General features: G+C 38.8%; 21 protein-coding genes. 13 read left to right on the plus strand and 8 right to left on the minus strand.

What is annotated here, in order from left to right; genetic code table 11:
- Window positions 1-175 precede the first annotated feature (175 nt).
- Both E7Z81_RS10765 and E7Z81_RS10770 read left to right on the plus strand, forming a co-directional pair.
- Window positions 176-979 carry an acyltransferase gene (locus E7Z81_RS10765; RefSeq protein WP_292747658.1) on the plus strand — a complete coding sequence of 268 codons (804 nt, stop codon included), beginning with the start codon at window positions 176-178 and terminating at the stop codon, window positions 977-979.
- Window positions 980-1,020: 41 nt separating this feature from the next.
- Window positions 1,021-1,347 carry a hypothetical protein gene (locus E7Z81_RS10770; protein WP_292747661.1) on the plus strand — a complete coding sequence of 109 codons (327 nt, stop codon included), beginning with the start codon at window positions 1,021-1,023 and terminating at the stop codon, window positions 1,345-1,347.
- Between the two features lie 28 nt (window positions 1,348-1,375).
- On the opposite strand, the gene E7Z81_RS10775 is transcribed toward E7Z81_RS10770, so the two are convergent.
- Window positions 1,376-2,302 (minus strand): glycosyltransferase family 2 protein, encoded by a 927-nt coding sequence (locus E7Z81_RS10775; protein ID WP_292747663.1) that lies wholly within the window; start codon window positions 2,300-2,302, stop codon window positions 1,376-1,378.
- 151 nt (window positions 2,303-2,453) lie between these two features.
- Here E7Z81_RS10775 and E7Z81_RS10780 point away from each other — a divergent pair, with 151 nt between their 5' ends.
- From E7Z81_RS10780 to E7Z81_RS10810, 7 genes are all read left to right on the plus strand, one after another.
- Window positions 2,454-3,896: a hypothetical protein gene (locus E7Z81_RS10780; RefSeq protein ID WP_292747666.1), complete on the plus strand. Its 1,443-nt coding sequence runs from the start codon at window positions 2,454-2,456 to the stop codon at window positions 3,894-3,896.
- 144 nt (window positions 3,897-4,040) lie between these two features.
- A complete protein-coding gene (locus E7Z81_RS10785) occupies window positions 4,041-5,225 on the plus strand; it encodes a coenzyme F420-0:L-glutamate ligase (protein ID WP_292747669.1) in 1,185 nt (394 codons plus the stop codon).
- A 229-nt stretch (window positions 5,226-5,454) separates the two neighbouring features.
- Window positions 5,455-5,952: a hypothetical protein gene (locus E7Z81_RS10790; protein WP_292747672.1), complete on the plus strand. Its 498-nt coding sequence runs from the start codon at window positions 5,455-5,457 to the stop codon at window positions 5,950-5,952.
- An 87-nt stretch (window positions 5,953-6,039) separates the two neighbouring features.
- The gene (locus tag E7Z81_RS10795; protein ID WP_292747675.1) at window positions 6,040-8,685 is read left to right on the plus strand and encodes a CDP-glycerol glycerophosphotransferase family protein; all 2,646 of its coding nucleotides are present in this window, start codon (window positions 6,040-6,042) and stop codon (window positions 8,683-8,685) included.
- A gap of 25 nt (window positions 8,686-8,710) precedes the next feature.
- The gene (locus tag E7Z81_RS10800) at window positions 8,711-9,229 is read left to right on the plus strand and encodes a nitroreductase family protein (protein WP_292747678.1); all 519 of its coding nucleotides are present in this window, start codon (window positions 8,711-8,713) and stop codon (window positions 9,227-9,229) included.
- Window positions 9,230-9,357: 128 nt separating this feature from the next.
- Window positions 9,358-10,641: an AAA family ATPase gene (locus E7Z81_RS10805; RefSeq protein WP_292747680.1), complete on the plus strand. Its 1,284-nt coding sequence runs from the start codon at window positions 9,358-9,360 to the stop codon at window positions 10,639-10,641.
- 159 nt (window positions 10,642-10,800) lie between these two features.
- Entirely contained in the window at window positions 10,801-11,091 is a 291-nt protein-coding gene (locus E7Z81_RS10810; RefSeq protein WP_292747682.1) for a hypothetical protein, read from the plus strand.
- Here the strand turns inward: E7Z81_RS10810 and E7Z81_RS10815 are convergent.
- Complete coding sequence (locus tag E7Z81_RS10815) at window positions 11,082-11,612, minus strand: phosphatase PAP2 family protein (protein WP_292747685.1); 531 nt, start codon at window positions 11,610-11,612, stop codon at window positions 11,082-11,084. The two genes, E7Z81_RS10810 and E7Z81_RS10815, sit on opposite strands and share 10 nt — an antisense overlap.
- A gap of 110 nt (window positions 11,613-11,722) precedes the next feature.
- Between E7Z81_RS10815 and mtrA the strand changes: the two genes are divergently transcribed.
- From mtrA to E7Z81_RS10835, 4 genes are all read left to right on the plus strand, one after another.
- A complete protein-coding gene (gene mtrA / locus E7Z81_RS10820; protein WP_292747688.1) occupies window positions 11,723-12,292 on the plus strand; it encodes a tetrahydromethanopterin S-methyltransferase subunit A in 570 nt (189 codons plus the stop codon).
- A 328-nt stretch (window positions 12,293-12,620) separates the two neighbouring features.
- Entirely contained in the window at window positions 12,621-12,968 is a 348-nt protein-coding gene (locus tag E7Z81_RS10825; RefSeq protein WP_292747690.1) for a hypothetical protein, read from the plus strand.
- Between the two features lie 76 nt (window positions 12,969-13,044).
- Complete coding sequence (locus E7Z81_RS10830; RefSeq protein ID WP_292747693.1) at window positions 13,045-13,611, plus strand: restriction endonuclease subunit S; 567 nt, start codon at window positions 13,045-13,047, stop codon at window positions 13,609-13,611.
- Window positions 13,608-15,287, plus strand: a complete 1,680-nt coding sequence (locus E7Z81_RS10835; protein WP_292747696.1) for an N-6 DNA methylase — start codon at window positions 13,608-13,610, stop codon at window positions 15,285-15,287. The genes E7Z81_RS10830 and E7Z81_RS10835 overlap by 4 nt, the downstream gene beginning before the upstream one ends.
- On the opposite strand, the gene E7Z81_RS10840 is transcribed toward E7Z81_RS10835, so the two are convergent.
- From E7Z81_RS10840 to hemC, 6 genes are all read right to left on the minus strand, one after another.
- On the minus strand, window positions 15,277-16,206 hold the full coding sequence (locus E7Z81_RS10840; RefSeq protein WP_292747698.1) for a DUF6569 family protein: 930 nt from the start codon (window positions 16,204-16,206) through the stop codon (window positions 15,277-15,279). The two genes, E7Z81_RS10835 and E7Z81_RS10840, sit on opposite strands and share 11 nt — an antisense overlap.
- The gene (locus tag E7Z81_RS10845; RefSeq protein ID WP_292747701.1) at window positions 16,207-16,602 is read right to left on the minus strand and encodes an HIRAN domain-containing protein; all 396 of its coding nucleotides are present in this window, start codon (window positions 16,600-16,602) and stop codon (window positions 16,207-16,209) included. It lies immediately after the preceding gene.
- 38 nt (window positions 16,603-16,640) lie between these two features.
- On the minus strand, window positions 16,641-18,581 hold the full coding sequence (locus E7Z81_RS10850; protein ID WP_292747704.1) for a cation:proton antiporter: 1,941 nt from the start codon (window positions 18,579-18,581) through the stop codon (window positions 16,641-16,643).
- 126 nt (window positions 18,582-18,707) lie between these two features.
- Window positions 18,708-19,319, minus strand: a complete 612-nt coding sequence (locus E7Z81_RS10855; protein ID WP_292747706.1) for an orotate phosphoribosyltransferase-like protein — start codon at window positions 19,317-19,319, stop codon at window positions 18,708-18,710.
- A gap of 10 nt (window positions 19,320-19,329) precedes the next feature.
- Window positions 19,330-20,286 carry a Gfo/Idh/MocA family oxidoreductase gene (locus E7Z81_RS10860; RefSeq protein ID WP_292747708.1) on the minus strand — a complete coding sequence of 319 codons (957 nt, stop codon included), beginning with the start codon at window positions 20,284-20,286 and terminating at the stop codon, window positions 19,330-19,332.
- A 14-nt stretch (window positions 20,287-20,300) separates the two neighbouring features.
- Window positions 20,301-21,170 carry a hydroxymethylbilane synthase gene (gene hemC, locus E7Z81_RS10865; protein WP_292747710.1) on the minus strand — a complete coding sequence of 290 codons (870 nt, stop codon included), beginning with the start codon at window positions 21,168-21,170 and terminating at the stop codon, window positions 20,301-20,303.
- Window positions 21,171-21,278: the final 108 nt, after the last annotated feature.

The following is a 21,278-nucleotide window of genomic DNA, read 5'->3' on the forward strand; positions in this document are numbered from 1 at the left end:
GGATTAAAAATCGTCGGAACGACGGTGCAGTAAAAAATATCCCCAAAAAAATATCTTTTTTTGGGTTTGCGAATCCCTGTCTTCTCAAAGACAGGGAAGTTCAATTTAAGACAATAATTATATAACTCCTAAAACAAAAACAATAATTGTAATACTTATTTTCAGGTGAATAATCGTGCAGATAACTGATTCTAATCAACTTTTGGATTTAGGTGAAAACGAGTTTGTCGGTGAACTTCCAGAGATGACAAACTCCCAAATCAATTTCACAGGAAAGAACAATATTCTAATTTGTGAGGAGGGGGTTCATCTGTGGAACTCCAGAATAGACTTCAACCTCGACAATTCCGTTTTATACCTTTCTCAAAGCTGCTATGACTATTCAGTTAACATTGCACTTCACAAGAACAACACCTGCTTTATCGGGAAGAACAATTTCTTCAACGGCAGGACAACTTTTGTCTTGTCAGAGGCCAAAAACATCGTTTTGGGCGACAACTGCTTCATATCATACAATGTGGTTTTCAGGACCTCAGACGGCCACTGCATCTACCATGCTGATAAAAAAGACAGACTCAACTATGCAAGAAGCATATACGTCGGCGACCATGTTTGGTTCGGCCAGAACGCAATGGTTTTCAAGGGATCAAAAATAGGTTCAGGTGCCATCATCGGAGCTGGAAGCGTGGTTTCAAACAAGACTGTCCGCTCAAACACAACCGAAGCTGGAGCGCCTTTAAGGCTGATTCATGAGGATACCTTCTGGACTCCCCATTCAAATCACGGCTGGAGCGAAGAAGAAATCGAGAAAATGTCAAAATCTGATTCGGAGCTCTTTGTCTACAGTCCTGATGAAAACACCCTTGATTTGGATGACCTTGAAAGTGACCTCAACGGCCTTGAAGACCCAGGCGATGTGGTTGAGTATCTCTGGTCAACATTTCTTCTTTCAGACAAGAACCGCTTTGCCATCAGGTAAATCTATTTATACTTTTTAATACAATATTTAGTTGTGATATTATGAGCGATAAACTTACCTGCGACGATGTCATGAGATATGAGCATCTCGCCTCAAAGGTTCCCGCATTCCTTTTGGGAAGGATGGCAAAAAGGAATTCAAACCTCGTCGGAAAATTCGAATCACAAATCAGGCCAAGATTGGCAAACATGAACGACCATCACAAACACACATTGGACGTTATTCTAAACAGCGATGTCAGTGAGATTCAGTCAGTGATGGGCGAGGTATTCGAAAAGACAGACAAAAAACAGTTCAAGATACTGGCCGACCCAAAAAATGCCGAGTTCATCGAGAGAAATCTTGATGAGATAAGAAAACTGCTTTAATTCTTTTTTTTAGTTATCAATGTAAAATTCATTCATCCTTAAGTTCATTCAAAAGAATCATGTGATGCTCCAGCTCGTCCCTGTGCTGCCTTTTTAGGACATGCAGAATCACTCCGGTAAAGAAGATGACTGTTGCAATGATGACGACGGTTGATATCACAATCAGTGTCGGGATTTTAAGGACGTAGCCTGTTGAGAAGTACTTGAATAATATCGGGAAGAAATAGATTCCGGCAATCACAAGAAGTATCAGTGAAATCGCTGTGAAAAATAAAAGTGGCCTTTCATCCCTAATCAATGCTGCAATCATCACAAGCACCTTATAGCCGTGCCTGAATGTGTTCAGCTTGGATTCGCTTCCTTCAATCCTGTCCCTGTAGTCGACCGGGATTTCATGAATCTGGAAGTTGTTTATGAGTGCAAAAACGCTCATTTCGGTTTCAATCTCAAATCCCTTGGACTGGATTGGGAATGACTTCACGAAATTGTAGTTGAACCCTCGCATTCCGGTCATGATGTCCTTCAAATCACTTTTGAAAAAGAGATTTATGAATTTTCGAACCATTCTGTTTCCTGTGTTGTGAAAGCGCCTGTCGTTTTCCTCAAAGTATGTTGATGAAAGCCTGTCGCCGATGACCATGTCTGCCTCGCCGCTTAAAATCATCCTTTCGATTTCAGGAGCGTCCTCTGCAGGGTATGTGTCGTCACCGTCAACAAGGATATAGCAGTCTGCAGTAATCTGGCGAAACATTGACCTTACGACATTCCCTTTTCCCTGTTTGTATTCATGGCGAACGATGGCTCCGGCATCCCTTGCAATCCTTTCTGTGCCGTCGGTGGAGTTGTTGTCATAGACATAGATGTCGGCATGGGGCATGACCCTTTTAAAATCAGTCACTACCTTTTCGATAGTTTTTGATTCGTTGTAGCATGGGATTAGAATGGCCGTTTTCATAATAAACACGATTTAAAAATTAACTAATATAATATATTCTTATAATCTTATTTATGTATTGTGAGAATAATGTATTGAAAAATAATCCAAAAATGATTAATAATTAACTTAAACATTACATATTTATTATAAAAAATATATATAAATTCTCATGTTCGAAGTATCAGATTGCATTTCAAAAGTCAAGACGCTGAACCGTAGGGATTTGTTAATCTTTTTAATACCGTTCATCGTATTCTCATTGTATCTTCACGTTTTTAATCCCGGAATTCTTGCATTTGATTCATACAATCAGCTGCACCAGATTGCAACCGGGCAGTTTGACAGCTGGCATCCCTTTTTCCACACATTCATTGAGATGCTGTGTCTGAAGGTTTATGCAAGCCCAGCATCGGTTGCAGCTCTCCAGATTGTCACATTTTCAGCATTCTGGATGATTATATGCAAATACAACAGGGACGACTCTCAAAAAGGAAAAAAAACATTTGCCGTACAGCTTATAATCACATTGGTAATTGCGCTGATTCCAATAAACCCCATCTTTTCACTCAATCTCCAAAAGGACATTCTCTTCAGCTATCTTCTGCTGATGCTGTGTTTCATGATGGAGGTGCTGATAGACAGAAGGGGAATTGTGGGATATCCATTTGCAATTGCTCTTTCAGTTGTTTTGGCATTCCTTGCACAGCTAAGATACAACGGTATGGTTTTGGTTTTAGTATTTTTAGTGATTCTTGCAATATGGATGTATCTGAAAAACAGGGACATCAAGATTGTGGCACTGATTCCGGCATTGACCATAGTGTTTATTCTGATTATAGCCTCATTGAACATTGCTTATGATGTTGAGGACCGCCGTGATGATGCACTTTGTCTTATGGTTGGGCATATGCTGGCTGATTATGACGTGAACAATAAGATAGACTCATCCGATGAAGTCACACTGCACAAATTTGTAGATAAAAACAACTCAAAGGAATATTACAGTGTGTTCTGGAAAGATCCCACACGTAACGATATACTGCATAAGGACGTATGGAAAAAGGACAAGGGAACATACATCAAAATGGCTATCGGATATTCCCTTAAGCATCCTGTGCATTTTATCACATATCTTCTTCATTCCGCTCCAATCGTATGGCAAATTACTTGGGATAGCGAGTGGCAGCATGCCAACGGCCAGGTATATGATACAAACAACACAGGTCACAGGGATGGCTTTTACAATAAAAGGAATAAGGTTCCTGCGGCGGATTTCGACAATGTAACTTCGCTGCATATCTCATCTCCTGAATATGGGGCATTGAACAATTGGGTTTATTTTGCAAAGGATAATCCTGTATTGTATGCACTGTTTGACAGCCCTGCATTATACATGTATCTGGCAATGATTATTCTGGCGGTGCTGTATTGGATTACAAGGGTCAAGGATTTATGGCTGATTTATCTTCCGAACCTGCTGAATATAGCAATAGTATTCGTTTCAATACCGGCTCAGCTGACCAGGTATCTCTATCCTAATCTGCTTGTCGGATATCTTCTGGTAATAATTTTGGTTGGAATTTTGATGAACAGGAAAAAGGAAGTCACATAACGATAACCTATATATTCAATTTTTAATGTAAAAAATTGCACTGTATTCAAAATCTAAATTTTTATATATTTTAAAAAATATATGATATATGGGTTGTTGGAAATATTTTCCAATCAACATTTATACTTATAAGGAGTATTAAATATGAGATGTGTTGGTACTGTTGTACGTGGTATAAGGACACCTATTATTAAAGAGAACGACGATTTGGCCACTATAGTTGTAGATTCATTAATGAATGCAAAAGAAAGCGAAGGATTTGAATTTAAAGACAAGGACGTTGTCGCAATCACTGAAGCTGTTGTTGGAATTTCAGAAGGAAATTATGTGACTGTCGATGATGTTGCAAAAGACCTGCAGGAAAAATTCCCGTCAAAAAGCATTGGAGTTGTAAACCCGATTTTAAGTAGAAACAGATTTTCAATTGTTTTAAAAGGTATTGCAAGAGGAATGGACAAGATTGTCCTTCAAACCACTTTCCCTGCCGATGAGGTCGGTAACGGAATTTTGGATGAAGAGATTTTAGCTGAAAGCGATTTCCACCTTGGAAGCGTTATTTCAGAAGATGATTATAAAGAGACTTTCGGTTCATGGATTCATCCGTTTACCGGAATCAACATGATTGACTTTTACCGTGAGCTTATTGAAAGCGAAGACTGTGAAGTTGAATTCGTATTTTCAAACGATGTCAAGACTATCCTTGACTACTCAAAAGATGTTTTAACCTGTGACATTCACACAAGGGGCAAGACTGTTGCACTTTTAAAAGACCTTGGAGCTAACGTTTACGGCCTGCATCAAATTTTAACAGAACCTGTTGACGGTTCAGGATTCAATCCGCAATACGGTCTTTTAGGTTCAAACAAGGCAACTGAAGAAAAACTCAAACTCTTCCCTAAAACCGGTGACAAACTGGTCAAAGAAGTCCAAAAAAGGCTTATTGACATTACAGGTAAACAGATTGAGGTCATGGTTTATGGTGACGGTGCATTCAAGGATCCTGTTGGAAAAATCTGGGAGCTGGCTGACCCTGTCGTTTCACCTGCACACACTGACGGTTTAATCGGTACTCCAAATGAAATTAAGCTTAAATATGTTTCTGATAACAAGTTCGCTGATTTAAGGGGTGATGAGCTTAAAGAGGCAATCAAGGAAGAAATCAGAAACAAGGACAAGGATTTGACCGGTCAGATGATTACTGAAGGTACCACTCCAAGGGTACTGACAGATTTAATCGGTTCACTCTGTGACCTGACAAGCGGTTCCGGGGACAAGGGAACTCCGGTAGTATTCATTCAGGGATACTTTGATAATTTAGCAAATGACTAAATTATCATTTCTTACTTTTTTTATCTACATCACGTTATTTTAAAATTTAACTTTAACACCATATTTAACTTATTTTAAAAGATGCCTAAATTATACTCATGTTAATGTCATCATATATCAAAAATATCAATCGTTAATGTAAGGATTAACATAGTAAATTACTGACCATTTTTCAGAGTGAAAAACATTAAATATTTTGGTAAAGAATATATTACCTGTTGGTGATGTGATGGATAAAAGGACAATATTTACAATAGTGTTTTCATCTGCAATGTTCATACTCTTTTTTGCAACATTTCTAAACTCTCCGATTCCATACGGGGATCGTTTTCATCTTGCAGACCCGAGAGAAGTCGAAGTAGGTCCTGTCAATTTCACAGTCTCATGGGAATTTCTAGAAGACGACAACCGCACCCAATGCAGCCAGACAAGCATAGCCGACCATCAGGCAGTGAAATATGAAAAGACATTTCATCAAAACGACATGCTTCTTTTGTCGATAAGCGTTTATGAGTTCAATGAAAGTTTTGAATTAAATGATTTCAATGACGGCTCATGGCAGGATAAAAGCATAAACGGCATCGACGGAATATACAAAACAACTTCAGTCCACTACGGCGCATGGAACAAGACATTTCCAAGATACCACTTTGACTATGTTAAAGATGACAAGCTGATTTCAATTGAATGCGACAAGTTAGACACTATTGAGGAAATCGTTTGCTGAATCGCTGATTTTGTTTAGCCATTTCTTAACTTTGCTATTGTTTAAATAATATGTTTATCTTATATAGTGGTATAGGAGGATTTCAATTTGGCTTTTAAAATATCAGTTGTCATGGCGGTCTACAATAAGGAAAAATATGTAAGCCAGGCAATAGAATCAATCATCAACCAGAGCCTCGGATTTGAGGAAAACATACAATTGATACTTGTTGATGATAAAAGCAGTGACAACACACTTGAAATTCTTGAAAAATACCAGAAAAAATACCCCAAAAACATCACTCTAATCAGAAATGAAATTAACAGGGGCTCTTCATATTCCCGAAATCAGGGCCTCAAACATGTCACAGGTGAATATGTCAACTTCCATGACAGTGACGATTATATGTCAAGGCACGCATTCAAGGCGGCATGTGATTTTCTAGATGAATACTACGAGGTCAACATCGCATCCATTCCGATAAAATACTTTGGAGTCAAAAGGGGAGACCATAACCTCAACTTCAAGTATGAAAAGGATCAGGTAATAAATGTAATCACAGACCCGCAGTACATTCAGCTTTCCGGTGCCTCAGCGTTTTTCAGGGCAGATTTGGTTAAAAAGTTCCAGTTCAATGAAAATCTGAGGGTTTCAGAGGATGCACTTCTAATTAACCAGATGCTTTTAAACAATCCCCTTCTGGGATTTCTCTCAAAGCATACCTATCACTACAGAAAGGACGGAACCCAGAATTCACTTATCACCTCATCAGCAAGCACTAAATCATACTTCACAACAAGAATTGACGAATACTTCCTGAAACTGATTGCATATGCAAAATCCAAGTTCAGAGAGATTCCGAAATTCATCCAGTATGTGCTGATGTATGACCTGCAGTGGATTGTGGAGATTAGAAAAATCCACACTCTTCTGGACAAGGATGAGATGAGAACTCTCTACACCAAGATTATGGAGATTCTCTCATATGTCGATGAGGATGTCATTCTCAACCAGAGGTCAATTCCGGCTGCTTTAAAGGCCCATGTAATTCTCATGAAGCGTCACGGATGGGACTATCTAAATGACAAGGCCAGCGTCATTGACAACTTCAATCTAAACACAATGTTTGTGGACAATTTCCATTTCCTAAACGACCATGAAGTCAAAATCGACGGAATCCTTACAAATTTCACCGAAGACACCCAAATCACAGCAGTTGTTGACGGGAGGGAGATTCCAACAACTCCAATGAACTATCCTCAAAGGGACAACTATTCACTGGACTTCAACTACGGATTCAATCACTGCTTCAAGGTGACCATGCCATATAAAAAGGGTACTGTAATTTCATTCAAAACTCAAAATGGTCCTTTAAACATTGAATATAATCAGACATCAAGATTAAATGAGGTTTCAGGATACAAGCTCTCAAAAAACCATATTGCAGTTGCTGAAAAAAACCGCATTGAAATAATTAATAAGTCAGTTGCATCAGCATTTAAGCTTGAGGCTAAAACACTTTTTAAAATGCTTAAAAACCGCTCCCAGGGATGGGTGACTGGAGTTTTATTAAGGGGGCTCAATATTCTTGCATATCCGTTTTACAGAAACAAGCGCATCTGGCTTTTCATGGACCTTCCGCAGGTTGCAGGAGACAACGCACTGGAACTTTTCAAATACGTAAATTCCATAGATATTAATGTAAAGCCCGCATTTGTTTTAGAGATTTCCCCGCAAAAGGAATACGATTACCTTACAGGTTCCAAATTAGACAAGATCAAGCGTCTTTTATCACTGGCTGAAAAATCAGAGCAGTTCCGGGAACTTGAAAAGATAGGAAAAGTCATTGCCTACAGGTCACTGAAGCACAGGCTCTACACAATATTTTGCGAATTCATCATCACATCACACCCCGACAACACTATAATCTACCCGTTCTGGGGTAACTACGCCCACCTTTCAGGGCTTATGAAACCCAAAACCGTTTTTCTCCAGCATGGGGTTACAAAGGACAACGTTTCAGAATGGTTAAATGAATTCGATAAACCCTTGGCAATGCTTTCAACAGTCTCAGACGCAGAAAAGGAATCATTTAAAAATCCCGACTACGGATATTCACCGGATATCATCAAAACCTTAGGTTTTCCAAGATTCGATAAGCTTGAAAACCATGACAGAAAGGAAATTGTCCTGATGCCGTCATGGAGGCGCCAGCTTGACCAGCTTTCAGCCGAGGATTTTGTAAAAACCAACTTCTACAAACACTTCAACGAGCTTTTATGCGATGAGGAAATAATAAATTTCGCAAAGCAGCACGGATATAAAGTGATTTTCAAGCCCCACAGAAACCTCCACAAGTTCGTCTCAACTTTTACAAAGCATCCCGATGTCATTTTTGATTTGAACCTGAAAAACTATACGGAAACCTTCAACAATTCCTCCCTTATTGTCACTGACTACTCTTCAATAGCTTTTGATTTTGCATATCTCAAAAAGCCTCTCATATACTATCAGTTTGACAACAACTACCACTTCAACGTCGAGGAGGCTTATTTCCAGTATGAGCGTGACGGTTTCGGACCGGTGGCAAGGTCACACGAGGATCTTAAAGCCGAAATTTTAAGAATCATCGCCAACGGCTGTCAGATGGATGAGGAATATGAAAGAAGGGTGGATGAGTTTTTCAAATACATTGACCGCAACAACTCAAAAAGGGTAGTTGAGGAAATACTCAGACTCGACACCTATTATTAAATATTTCAAAATACTAATTTTAACCATGGAATTCATGGATGTTTTACTTAAAAGAAGGTCAACTAGAAAATTCAACGGCGAAAAAATCACCAGAGATGAACTGGACAAGGTTCTGCAGGCAGGACTTCTTGCACCCTCAAGCATGAACAGAAAGCCGATAAATCTTATGGTTGTTGAGAGAAAGGAAACTTTAAAACAGCTCTCACAGGCAAAAGACCATGGGGCTGAACTTCTTGCAGATGCCGACAAGGCAATCGTTGTCATTGCAGATACCATGATAAGCGACACATGGTGTGAGGATTCATCAATCGTTTTAACTTATCTTCATCTTGCCGCAACCGATTTGAATCTTGCAAGCTGCTGGGTTCAGATTCACATGAGAAAAAAGGATGGAGTATATGCTGAGGAAGTTGTCAGGGACATTTTAAAGATTGACGAGCACTACAGAATTGCAGGCATTATGGCGCTTGGCCATTCCGATGACATTCCCGAAGCCCACACTCTCGATGACATTGACAAGGGCAAGGTTCACTTCCTTGTTTAGCATTGTTTTAACAATATAATTGTTATATTTTTGTAAAATTGCTTCTTATACGTAAAATTGTTGTAAAATTAAAGAAAAAATATTTACAGTTTTAACAAAAGAAAATTATTTAGTTAATTTACAGTTTTATGTGCTGTTTCGAAAATAATTTGGAATTTGATACAATGATATCTGAAATAAAAATTAAGAATTTAAAAAGTTTCAATGACCAGTTTGTTTCTTTAAATAATTTCAACGTTCTGATTGGGGCATGTGCATCAGGCAAATCCAATTTTATTGAAATTTTTAAATTTTTAAAGGATATCTCTATGGATTTTGAAAATGGCATTAATAAACATGGCGGTTCATTTTTAAGGAATTTCAATTTAAATTCAGGGGATGAACCCTCCTTTTTAAAAGTCGGATATGATTTTCCAGTATCAATTCCCGAATTCTGCAAATCAATTGACGGAAATATTTTTCTTAAGGTTGATTTTAATAAAATCGAATATGGATTAATGTTCAATATTGATGATGATAACCTATGTGAAATTTTAAATGAAATTGTCAAAATCGAGTTCAAGGTTTTCAATGATGAAAATGATGAGCTGTTATCAGAAAATGCATTATATTTAAGAAATCTGAAAGGTAACGTTTCCATTGATTTTGAAAAATCTGAAGAATATGTTCTTTTGGAGGCATTTATTCCACAATCTTTGTTAAATATTGTTAATAATAATTTAAAAAATGAAACTGCATTGATGATAAATTCAGCATTGGCGTCCACACCAGTTTCATGGGCGTCTTTTTTTAAAAATTTAAAGTTTTACAATTTTGATCCTAAATTTTGCAAAACAATCAATAAAATTAATGGCCATAGTGAACTTTCTGAACTGGGGGATACTTTACCTGTTGTTTTAGATAGGATTGCAGGTGATGGGGAAAATAAAAGAAAATTTTTAAACCTGTTATCCAATATTCTTCCTTATATTGATGATGTTGAAATTAAACAGATTATGGATAACCAAAGATTATTTTCACTCCTTGAATCTTATAGTGATGTTTTAATTCCAGCACCATTGGTTTCTGATGGGACAAGCAATATAATGGCATTGATTATCGCATTATACTTTGAAAAATCTAATGTTATTTTCATTGAAGAACCTGAAAGAAATATCCATCCTGCATTTTTCATAAAGATTGTAGAAATGATGAAGGAAGTTTCAGCAAATAAACAAATCATGATTACCACTCACAGCCCTGAAATTCTAAAATATTGTGAGTTAAATGATATCTATTTCATCTCAAGAGACAAACATGGTTTTTCAAATATCAGCAAACCAATTGAAAATGATATTGTCAAGCCATTCATTGAAGAATTGGGGATTGATGAAGTATTTGTGGACGATTATCTGGGGTTAGGAAATGAATAATTATAATTTTGATTTGGCTGTGAAAAGAAATGACTCATTTAAATATTTTTTAGATAGGCTGATGTAATTGTTTAGTCACTTTTACCCCTTGTAAAGTGACAATATCTTTAAATACATATTAAACTAAACTTTTATCTAGATAACGAGGGAGATTTTAAAATGCATGTTAAAGAATTACTAGATGATTTGGGATTAAGGTTGAAATTGCCACAGCACTGGTTTTCAACAGACATAAGCGATGATTTTGAAGAAGGAAAACTTGTTCAAAACGATGAGATTATCAAAATCGAAGCGCAGGGCAATGACAACAGAAAAGTAATAGTCATTGACGTTAATGACGGAATGAGTGTCGTAACAGTATTTCCCGACGGAAAGGTTATCGGCGTCAAATACCTGAACAACAAGGATGATTTCGAATACATCGGAAAGCCATCCGAACTTTATTTCTGATTTTTAAACCTTAAAACAACCACACCACTTACAACACCAACCAATGTACCTGCTAAAACGTCAAGCGGAAAGTGTGCTCCCACATACACTCTTGAAAATGCAATTGCAAGTGCAAAGACTAGGCATAATCCAAAAACCGCTTTGTTTTCACGCAGTTTCACTGCAAGAACTGTAATCACACTGAATGTGGATGAGGTGTGTCCTGATGGAAATGAATATGGTTCTGTCGGTGTTACAAGCTGGCGCACATTGTCAAGAAGAATTCCAGGTCTCGGCTCATGGACAGTCAATTTAAGCGCCGCTGCAATAACGACGGATAAAACAAGTGAGTACAAGCACAGCTTTGCAATTTCATAATACTCGTCCTTTTTGTAGTGTCTTGTAAAAAGAAACACAAGAAGTGTTGCAATGCCCACTGCCGGAAGTCCTCCGAAGTTTGTAAAAACCGGCATGACGGCGTCAAGGACGGGATTTGCAAGACCATTATTTATTAAATTGAATAGCTCAATGTTAATGTTCATGCTATCAGTTCTGTTTTCATCTCTAATAATTGTTACCCATGATAAGTGACAAAATATTTAAATATTGTTAAAATATATTCATAAATAATCAATTTAGGAGGATAATTATCATGGCTGATAAAAAATCTCCTGCAGACGGCTGGCCGGTAATCAGTGGAGATTACATTGTTGGCGATCCGGAAAGTCCGGTTGCAGTTACAACTCTTGCTTCCCACATTGAAGCGGAACTTTCAGGTGCGGCCATTGCAGGACCATGCAAAACAGAAAACCTTGGTATCGAAAAGGTTGTTGCAAATATCATATCAAATCCGAACATAAGATTCCTTATTCTGGCAGGCGCCGAGGTGCAGGGCCACATTACAGGTCAAAGTTTCAAGGCACTTCACGAAAACGGCGCTGATCCTGACAAAAAGAAAATCATCGGTGCTACAGGAGCAATTCCTTTTGTTGAAAACGTTCCTCTTGACGGAGTTGAAAGGTTTCAGCAGCAACTGGAAATCGTTGATTTAATCGATACAGAAGACATCGGTGCAATCCAGTCCAAGATCAATGAATGCGTTGAAAAGGATCCTGGTGCACTTGAAGCAGAGCCAATTATCATGGAAGTCGATGAAGAAAACGAAAAAATGGTAATTGTCGATAAAAAGAAAACTAAAAAAGACCAAAAGGCTGAAGCTTAACCGGCCTTTTTTTCACTATTTTTTTTTAACATTTTTAATTTTTGTGCATATGCACCATCTCATTTTTGTGTTTTTTCTTAGAATATGCAATGAAAAAGCAAAACTTTATATACTATCTCTATGATATATGTAGTTTGAGTGATGATAAGTTGAATTTTTTAAGAAAATTTAAAAAAAATCGTTAAGTTTATATACTATTATAACAAACTTATTATTACGACCTGTATTTTGTAGAAAAATACAATCGCATTTAGGAAGTTTATTCCTAGAATAAGTAGTCGACTAACACCACAAAATGTGGATATTGTAAAAAAATAGAGGTGATAATATGAACCAAAACCATTCAATAAACTGGAGTGACAAAGTAAAATGTCTCGACCAGACCATAAGAGACGAGATAGGCATCGAAGGAGAAAACGAAGCCAAACATATCTTGATTAAAGTCCAGACAAAATCTGCCGAACCGATCGAACCGGCATTCATCGTTGGAGAAGATGATTACTTCCTGGACCTCTTCGTCCTGTCTCCGCAAGGCCCTGGAATAACCTCAACCGCTGTTCTAAAGGAAAACATCCAAAGCATAGGAGTGATAGGTGGAGTGTCAGCAGAAAAGGTTGACCCGTCTGAAGCAAAGGAAACACCGCTTCTTGACGACGTCGATGCACTTTACCAATAGAATGCTTATTTCAGCCAGACTCATTGTTTAGGGAAGCTCACCACTTCCCCCACACTTACTTTAAAGAGGCGTAAACATGAACAAAACAAAACTGACATTTATCGCAGATGTATCAACAGGACTCTCATACAGACGATACCTTGATGACGACGGAGAGGATTTTGACGTCATACTTCAGCGGTCAATAAAAAAGGACGGTATACTCGAAGATTTCGAATCAGTCAGGCTCAATCCGAAACACCTAAGGCCACACCATTTCACCAGACCCGGAGACATCCTGATGAAAATGCCATATCCCTACGACGTTGTTTGTGTTCGCCGTGAAGGCCTGGTGGTAAGTGACAGAATAGCTATAATCCGCCTTAAAGAAAACCATCACCCGCAGTTTATAGCTCACTTGCTCACCAATGCCCATATCAAAAAACAGCTCTACGAACTTTCAAGCACCGAAAGGATGCCTCATGCATCACTAAAGCAGATCAAGGAACTCGAACTGTCACTGCCTGACTATGAAAGCCAGGTAAAGTACGCTGAGCTTCTTGACACCATCAATGAAAAAATCATAGAGGATTCAAAGGTCGTCGAATACGATAGGCGTCTCAAGGAAGGAATCCTCAACAAGCTCTGGGAGGAAAACATATGAAACCCACCTCTAAAAATTACAAGATATTAAGAAACATTCTCTCCAAAATCAGAAAGTTTTCAATAACTCCTGACATCTCCTATCTGGTAATCTACTCATTTTTGTACAAGTACTGTTCAGACCTTCTAAGAGATCATTTCCTAAGCCAGATTCAGGACAAGGCGCTAACCCTTGATGAGGCCTATGCACAGGAGCACTACAGGGAAATGTTTCGCGATGACGCATTTCACATGTTCGGATATTACATTAACAGTCCGGACTGCTTTTTCGATGAGGTCATAAACAACAAGTACTCCGAAAACTTCTTTTTGTACGAGTTTTTCACAGCATTCTCCCAGCACGTCGAATTCGTCGAAGGGTCCAACTACCAGCAGTACTTCAGATTCATATTCGACAGCGTCAGCGAGATAATCAACTTCAGCAAATACGAGTTTGAAGGGGAAAACCATCTGATGGTAAAGGAAATCATCTTCGCAATATCCAAGCTGGACATCTTTGAGGAGGAATTTCCCTTCGACAAGGTATATGACAGATTATGCCAGTCCAAGCTCATTGAGGTGGAAACCGACCCCGACTACATCACATCAATGCTTTCATGCATAGTCAAAAGCGAAAAGGACACAATCAATGACATTTACAATCCATTTTTATGCGACGCATCCTCAATCATAAACCTGAGCTCTCAAAACTACTTCATGGCAAATACCTATGCAAAAAGCCAGGACAAGATAACATACTGCTCAAACATAGTCAAGCTATTCATAAACCTCTTTGATTTGGACCACATATTCCTTGAATACGGATCCCCATTCGAATCTGCAGATGTGGGGGGAGCGTCATTTGACGTTATAACATCAAGGATTCCGCCACTTACAAGCAAAAACATCCAAAGGCTGAACCGGGCTCAAAGGATTGAAATCACCAAAAGAAACAAAAGAAAGGAACTTGAAGAGGTCCTGGCAGACAAGTTCAACATGAATCCAGAACTTCTTGAAAACGACATCGAGATGAACAACACAATTGAAAATCTCGTAAACAGAATGGATTTGGATGCAGATTCAAAAATCCAGTTTAAAGGCGAGTATGAGTCACTTAAGGACAGCGAATACCTGTTTTTAATCAATCTCATTGACTCCCTAAAAGATGACGGAATCATGGTTGTTGCAATGTCACAGAGTTTCCTGTTTAAAAACACTCTTCAAACTTTAAGAAAATATCTGACATTCGAGAAAAACTGCATCGATGCAATAATAAGCATTCCAAATGAGCTTACAAGGCCCCGCAGTTCGGAAATCATTGTGGTATTTAGAAAAAACAGATTAAGAAACGATGTCATGTTCATTGATCTGTCAACCAAATACAAGCTGGTCCGTGAAAGCTACAGGGTTCCGGGGCTTTTCAGGAAAAATCTCACACTGGATGCGGAATTCATCAGACACGTCGTTGAGATATATCATAAACGTGAAATAGTCGACAGGTTTTCAAACATTGCGGGCACAGATGAAATAGCCTCCAAGGAATTCAACCTTTCAGTATCAAGATATGTCGATACCTTTGAGGGGGAATTCGTAAAACTAGAGGATTTGAAAAATGAAAAAGAGGAAATAACCTCAAAAATCAAAAAATTAAATAAAAAAATAGATATGATGATGGATGAGTTAAATATTAGAATATAACTTCAGTTACATCATCATCTGTAACTTCTTTTTTTGCAGTTTCAGCTTCGTTTTTAAAGTATGACATGTGAAGCAGCTCATCCTTGTAGATGTATGCTGTTCCAAGGCCGTTTGAGTTTTCAAATTCAAAGGCTTCCTCGAGGCCGTTGCTTTTTTTGGCTGCATACTCGACGCTTAGAGCTTCGACAATCAGGTCTCTTGCAACGTCAGTGTCGATTGTAAATATTGAATCGTTAATGTCAGTGTCGATAAGATAGCTTTTAAGGATTTTTTCATGGTATTCATGATAAATCTGTGAGTTTAAAAAAAGCTCAAAGCCTTTTATCTCACCGTCGATGATTATTACCGCTCCGGTCTGGCCGTCCACTGCCTTGAAATTTGATATGAATTCATCCAAGTCAACCTTGAGGTTTTCATAGCTTTCAGACATTGCCTGTGTTGGGGATGAAAATGAACGTGACATTTCAAGGTCGTTAATTGAATCCCAGACTGCCTGCTGTCCGCTCATGTTGGCTCGCACTGCTTTTTCCTTTGCGGAGCGTGTCCTGTAGTTTGCCATGTATTTGGATTGTTTGAATTCGCTTTTGTATGCCCAGCGTCCATGTTCTGTACAGTTTACAGGTATCTTCTCCTCACTGTTTGGTGCAATGAGGATTGTTGCATTGACGATACGGTTCTGGTCTCCTCCGATTATTTCCTCACCGTCAACAAGAAGCAGCGGTGTAACTGCATTGTTTTTAACGATAAGTGTGTTTACGGTTGAATGTTCGCATTCCTTTACTTCGGCAAGGCCAAGCTCGAATCCCTTTTTGAGAGTAAGTATGTCAAACTTGTAGCTTGGCGGTGTTTTTATAGGGATTATTGCCATGTTCTTGTGTGCCTGATAATCCAAAAGCTCAATGTCTTCGATTGTTATCATCTAATCACCTTCAAAGCTTTTTTTAATTAAATCCAGATCTATTTTTTCCAGGTTTTCACTTAAAAAGTGAACGTCACTTTCAGGATTTTCAATTTCATCTATGAACTCTTCCGGAGTAAGCACTTGAGCAATTGCCACGGCGTTGATGATGAATTTTATTTTTGCGAAGTATTCATCGCCTATCTTGTCGTATAGTCTTCCGGCGCTCATGGTTCCCATGGCTACTGTTTTTGTACTGTTTGCTACGTAGCCTATTTTGCCGAAATGTCTCATTTCGCATGCTATTGCTTCTGCATCATACTGGTTTGATGGTTCCTTTACTAATTTGACAATTCCATTGTGTTTCAATGGCTTGTCTCCGTGTAAGCTGTTAAAGGCAGTTATTGTTATATACATTATTATCACCTTGTGTTAATATTGTGCACTCATAGTATTTAAATGTTTTCAAAGAATCTGTTGATGTTTTCCCTGTGGCCGATAAAGAGTATCAAATCATCCTCCAGGAACCTGAAATCATTGTCAACCTCAATAAAAGTGTCCTCTCCACGGACAACACCGGTAACTTTAAGACTGTTTTCCTCAAAAGGCAGATCCTCAAGATGTGTGTCCTCGCTCACCCTCAATGAGTCGATTTCAAGGTCGGTGTACTTGTGGTTCAGATAGGTTTCGATGTCATCGCTTGTAACGTTTCTGAATGCGTCGTAGTTGTCTGATCTTAAATCATTGACTGCATCGGCTATCTCGTCGCTGTTCCTGTTGTAGTAGTCCATGATTCTTGTAAACATCATGATACTTGTCTCGAACTCCTTAGGAATTACCTCATCCGCCCCTGCCTCAATGACCTCGTTTATGTTTCTAAGATAACGTGTACGAACGATAATGTGGATGTCGGGATTAAGCCTTCTTGCAGAATCAATTGTCTTGAGGGTTTCCTCGTAAGTGGAAGCTGAAATGACAATGCACTGGGCTGATGTAATGTTTAATTCCTTTAAAACGCTTTCATTTGACGCCTTTCCATAAATAATAGGAATTCCCAGAGCCTGCTGGTTTTCAACGATGACCGGATTCATGTCAACGATACGGTAGGGAATCTTAAATTCGCTGCACGCCTTGGCCATCTGCTTTCCGTTAAGGCCCATACCTACCAGAATGACATGGTCCTGGATTTCCTGAGCCTCCTCAATCTCTTCGGGAATCTGTGTAAGCTCATCATCCACCTGGAAATAGCTGATTTTTGAAAACGCCCTGACGATTTTAGGGGTAAGCTTTTCCAGAAACGGAGTTGAAGACATCGTAAGAATGCTCACGCTCAGAAATATGGAGAAAAACTCATTTGTCATAAGTCCGAATTTCATACCTTCCTTGGCAAGAACAAAGGAAAACTCCCCAATCTGGCTTAAAAGAATTGCAATGCTTATGGAAACCTTGCTCGGAAGTTTCAAAGCCATACCTGTAAGGAGTGTAGCTGAGAAGTTTATCGCCAAAATAACTACTGTTAAAACTACGATAATGCCTATGTTTGCAAGAAACAGATGCAGATTGACCATCAGCCCTATACTTATGAAAAACAGGCTCATGAAGACGTCCTGAAACGGCTGAATATAGCCCAGTGTCTGGTGTGAATATTCTGTATTTGAAATCAGAAGCCCTGCAATGAAAGCTCCAAGCTCGGGGCCGATTCCGATAAGGCTTGTTGCAAATGTGGTTCCCATACATATGAACAGTGTCAGAAGAAGGAACAGATCCCTGTTTTTGGTTTTGGCGGCATCCCTCAATGCAAGAGGAATGAACCATTTTGCACCTACAAATATAAGCACTCCAAGCCCCACGGCCTTAATGACAAGCTCCGGCAGGGTGTTTAGATGCAGTGCCTGACCTCCGAGAAGAGGGGTTATCAGGATAACTATGATTACTGCAATGTCCTGAAATATTAAAATACCAAGTGTCACCCTTCCCTGAACGGAGTGTGTGATGTGCCTTTGCTGCATTACCTTCATCACGATAGCTGTAGATGAAAATGCAACCAGAAATCCTAAAAATATCGCACTTTGAATGTTAAGACCCAGAACAAGTCCCAATGCAGATATCAGAACTGTCGTGAGAACTACCTGGAGTATACCTCCGATCAGTGCATAGCGTTTGATTGCCGAGAATTTCTCTGCCGAGAACTCCAGACCGATAATAAACAAAAGAAAAATCACTCCAAGCTCTGAAAGGCTTGAAATCATTGTGGTGTCATTGATTGCATGACCCAATACGATTCCGGTTATAAATAGGCCGATCATTGTCGGCAGCTTCAGCTTGTTGAATATCAGAAGTACGATAACGGCCGTAATCAGTATTGCGGACATGTTTTGAAGTAGTGTTATTTCCATTTTTACCTCATTATTTTTACAGTTAAAATTAGTTCCTAATTATATTTAAAGATTATGTGTCTTCTAAAGACAATTTCGGATGGTTAAAGCAATGTTTAGGTTAAAAAGAAAAAGATGATAGTAGATTTAAATTCTACTAACTTTAATTAATGATTCTACAGGAATTCCTTCAATTTCTGAAAGTCCTGCCTTATCAATAAGTACGACGACACAGGTTGGTTCACCGCCAAGGTCTTTTACAGTGTGAATGACTTCACGAGCGGTTTTTCCACTGGTAATTACGTCGTCTACAATAACAACTTTCTTGCCTTCCACAGCACCGAAGTTGATACTGATTGTACCTTCGTCTTCGCTTTCATCAGCATCTTTTCTGTGTTTGTTAGGGTGGTAAATGGCAAGGGATGTGTCGAGACCTGTCATGTCTTCCATGAATTCGGTCATTACTGTAGCGAATGGAATTCCGCTGACTGCGATTCCACAGACGACTTCCGCATCACCGTGTACAAGTGCCATGTCGCTTAAGGCACCTGAAACATAACTTAAACGTGTGGAATTTCCACCAATGCTTTTCCAGTTAATTGCAAAGTCTCCTGGAGCTTCGGTTTTAACTTCAGCTGTTTTTTGAAGTGTCAACCATCTTGCAGTGTCCATACTTACGTTAAGTTCGTCAGCAATTTCTCCGGTTGTAAATCCGTGTTGTCTAAGTTCTTGTGCTCTTTGAATCAATTTTTCTTTCACACTATCACCTTTATTCTAATTCCTCAAAACTGATTGGTTTATGTTCTTTTGAAGATCTGTTAGCAGCAATAACCATTTTAAGAGCTTTAAGTCCATCTTCACCGGTGATTTCAGGTTCTTCACCATTAACAACAGCGTTAAGGAAGGATTTCAATTCCCCTTTCAATGGTTCTTCATGTTTGATTTGAATGTCTTGGGCAAATTTACCGTATACTTCAATACTTTGCTGGATGTAATCCACGGAAATGATTCCTGCAGTACCGGTAAGCTCCAGTTCTCTACGTTTGTATGGAGTTAACCAGTTAACTTCAATGATACCTGTGGATTCATTGTCAAAGTTTACCATGATTTCTGCATGGTCTTCGAATTCGGAGTCATCAAAACTGCTGTTCATGGTTCCGTAAACCTGTGTGACTTCCTCTTCGAAAAGATAATTCATAATGTCTAAATCGTGAATAGCTAAATCTATTGAAACACCAACATCCTTGATTCTTGGTGGGAGCGGTCCTACACGTTTTGCAAATGCGGATACGATATCTCCAATAACTCCGTCATCAATAAGTTCCTTAGCCTTTTGAACTGCTGGATTGAACCTTTCCACATGACCTGTTGCAAGAAGTACTCCTGCCTCTTTTGCAGCGGCAATCATTTCTTCCGCTTCATTCAGGGTAAATGCGATAGGCTTTTCTACAAGCACGTGCTTTTTAGCCTTGATTGCTTCCATTACTACTGCATGGTGGAATGTGGTCGGTACACATACACTGACAGCTTCAATTTCCGGATTTTTGAGTAGTTCGCAATAATCCGTATATCCTTTGGCGCCATATTTTTTCTCTATTTTCTTAAGTGCTCTTTCACTAACGTCAGAAACGGCTACTAGTTCCGCTTCTTCCATTTTGTGGTATACACGGACGTGGTTTTCACCCATCGCTCCTACTCCGATAACTCCTACTTTAACAGTTTTCACTACAATTCCTCCGTTTATACGTAATCAGCGAAAAGCTCTCCAATACGCCTGCCAAGTTCAAGCGCATCCCTTATTGAACCTTTCTCAGTTTGCTCTTTAAGGATCTCTCCTTGTTTAGTTAATAAGATTGAATAAATATTAAATTCTTTATCGTTCATACGTGCTATTGCTCCAATCGGCCATTGACAGCCGACTCCAAGCTCTTCAAGCACTTTCTTTTCTGCAAGTACTTCTTGCATTGAAACATAATCATTTAATTTTTCAATAGTCCTGTTGAATTCACAGTCCTTACGGGTAATTATTGCCAGTGCGCCCTGACCTGCAGGTGGTGTGAAATAATCTAGAGGGAATACATTCTTAATGTATTTGGTCAGATTCAACCTTTTAAGCCCTGCTTCGGCCATAATGGTTCCGTCCAAATCACTGTTGAGGGCCTTGTCTATTCTGGTTTCTATATTGCCCCGGATAGGTTTAAGTTCAAAATCCTTTTCATAGTGATTGATAAAAGCTTCCCTTCTAAGGCTGCTTGTTCCGATTTTGGATCCGGCTTCCAGCTCATCCCATGACTTGTGTGAAATGAGGACTTCATGTGGAGATTCACGTTTTGGAACAGCAACGATTTTCAAATCTTCGTCAAGTTCAGTTGGCAGGTCCTTAAAACTGTGTACGGTAAAGTCGACTTCCTCCTCCAAAAGCGCAACGTCAAGTTCCTTGGTAAAAAGACCTTTTGAATCCATATTGTACAGTTGTGAAGAAGTGATTTTATCTCCTTTTGTTTTAATAACTTCAACATCAATTTTCTCGCCTGTAATCCTAGATAAGTCCTTACAGACTTGTGTAGTTTGAGCAAGAGCCAATTGACTTCCACGTGTTCCTACAATCATTATTTAAATCTCCGAATTTTTCTTTTCTAGAAAAATTAATTTTTACTAGAATATAAGATATACTTATAACTAGTCCTACATTGTTAATTTTTATTGTTATTTATTATT

The organism is Methanobrevibacter sp. (genome assembly GCF_015062935.1).
GTDB lineage: Archaea > Methanobacteriota > Methanobacteria > Methanobacteriales > Methanobacteriaceae > Methanocatella.

Bases quoted from the DNA above. Each gene is read 5' to 3' on its own strand.
- E7Z81_RS10770 (WP_292747661.1), top strand. From the start codon at position 1,021: ATGAGCGATAAACTTACCTGCGACGATGTCATGAGATATGAGCATCTC.
- E7Z81_RS10775 (WP_292747663.1), bottom strand. From the start codon at position 2,302: ATGAAAACGGCCATTCTAATCCCATGCTACAACGAATCAAAAACTATC.
- E7Z81_RS10780 (WP_292747666.1), top strand. From the start codon at position 2,454: ATGTTCGAAGTATCAGATTGCATTTCAAAAGTCAAGACGCTGAACCGT.
- E7Z81_RS10785 (WP_292747669.1), top strand. From the start codon at position 4,041: ATGAGATGTGTTGGTACTGTTGTACGTGGTATAAGGACACCTATTATT.
- E7Z81_RS10790 (WP_292747672.1), top strand. From the start codon at position 5,455: ATGGATAAAAGGACAATATTTACAATAGTGTTTTCATCTGCAATGTTC.
- E7Z81_RS10800 (WP_292747678.1), top strand. From the start codon at position 8,711: ATGGAATTCATGGATGTTTTACTTAAAAGAAGGTCAACTAGAAAATTC.
- E7Z81_RS10805 (WP_292747680.1), top strand. From the start codon at position 9,358: ATGTGCTGTTTCGAAAATAATTTGGAATTTGATACAATGATATCTGAA.
- E7Z81_RS10810 (WP_292747682.1), top strand. From the start codon at position 10,801: ATGCATGTTAAAGAATTACTAGATGATTTGGGATTAAGGTTGAAATTG.
- E7Z81_RS10815 (WP_292747685.1), bottom strand. From the start codon at position 11,612: ATGAACATTAACATTGAGCTATTCAATTTAATAAATAATGGTCTTGCA.
- mtrA (WP_292747688.1), top strand. From the start codon at position 11,723: ATGGCTGATAAAAAATCTCCTGCAGACGGCTGGCCGGTAATCAGTGGA.
- E7Z81_RS10825 (WP_292747690.1), top strand. From the start codon at position 12,621: ATGAACCAAAACCATTCAATAAACTGGAGTGACAAAGTAAAATGTCTC.
- E7Z81_RS10830 (WP_292747693.1), top strand. From the start codon at position 13,045: ATGAACAAAACAAAACTGACATTTATCGCAGATGTATCAACAGGACTC.
- E7Z81_RS10835 (WP_292747696.1), top strand. From the start codon at position 13,608: ATGAAACCCACCTCTAAAAATTACAAGATATTAAGAAACATTCTCTCC.
- E7Z81_RS10840 (WP_292747698.1), bottom strand. From the start codon at position 16,206: ATGATAACAATCGAAGACATTGAGCTTTTGGATTATCAGGCACACAAG.
- E7Z81_RS10845 (WP_292747701.1), bottom strand. From the start codon at position 16,602: ATGTATATAACAATAACTGCCTTTAACAGCTTACACGGAGACAAGCCA.
- E7Z81_RS10850 (WP_292747704.1), bottom strand. From the start codon at position 18,581: ATGGAAATAACACTACTTCAAAACATGTCCGCAATACTGATTACGGCC.
- hemC (WP_292747710.1), bottom strand. From the start codon at position 21,170: ATGATTGTAGGAACACGTGGAAGTCAATTGGCTCTTGCTCAAACTACA.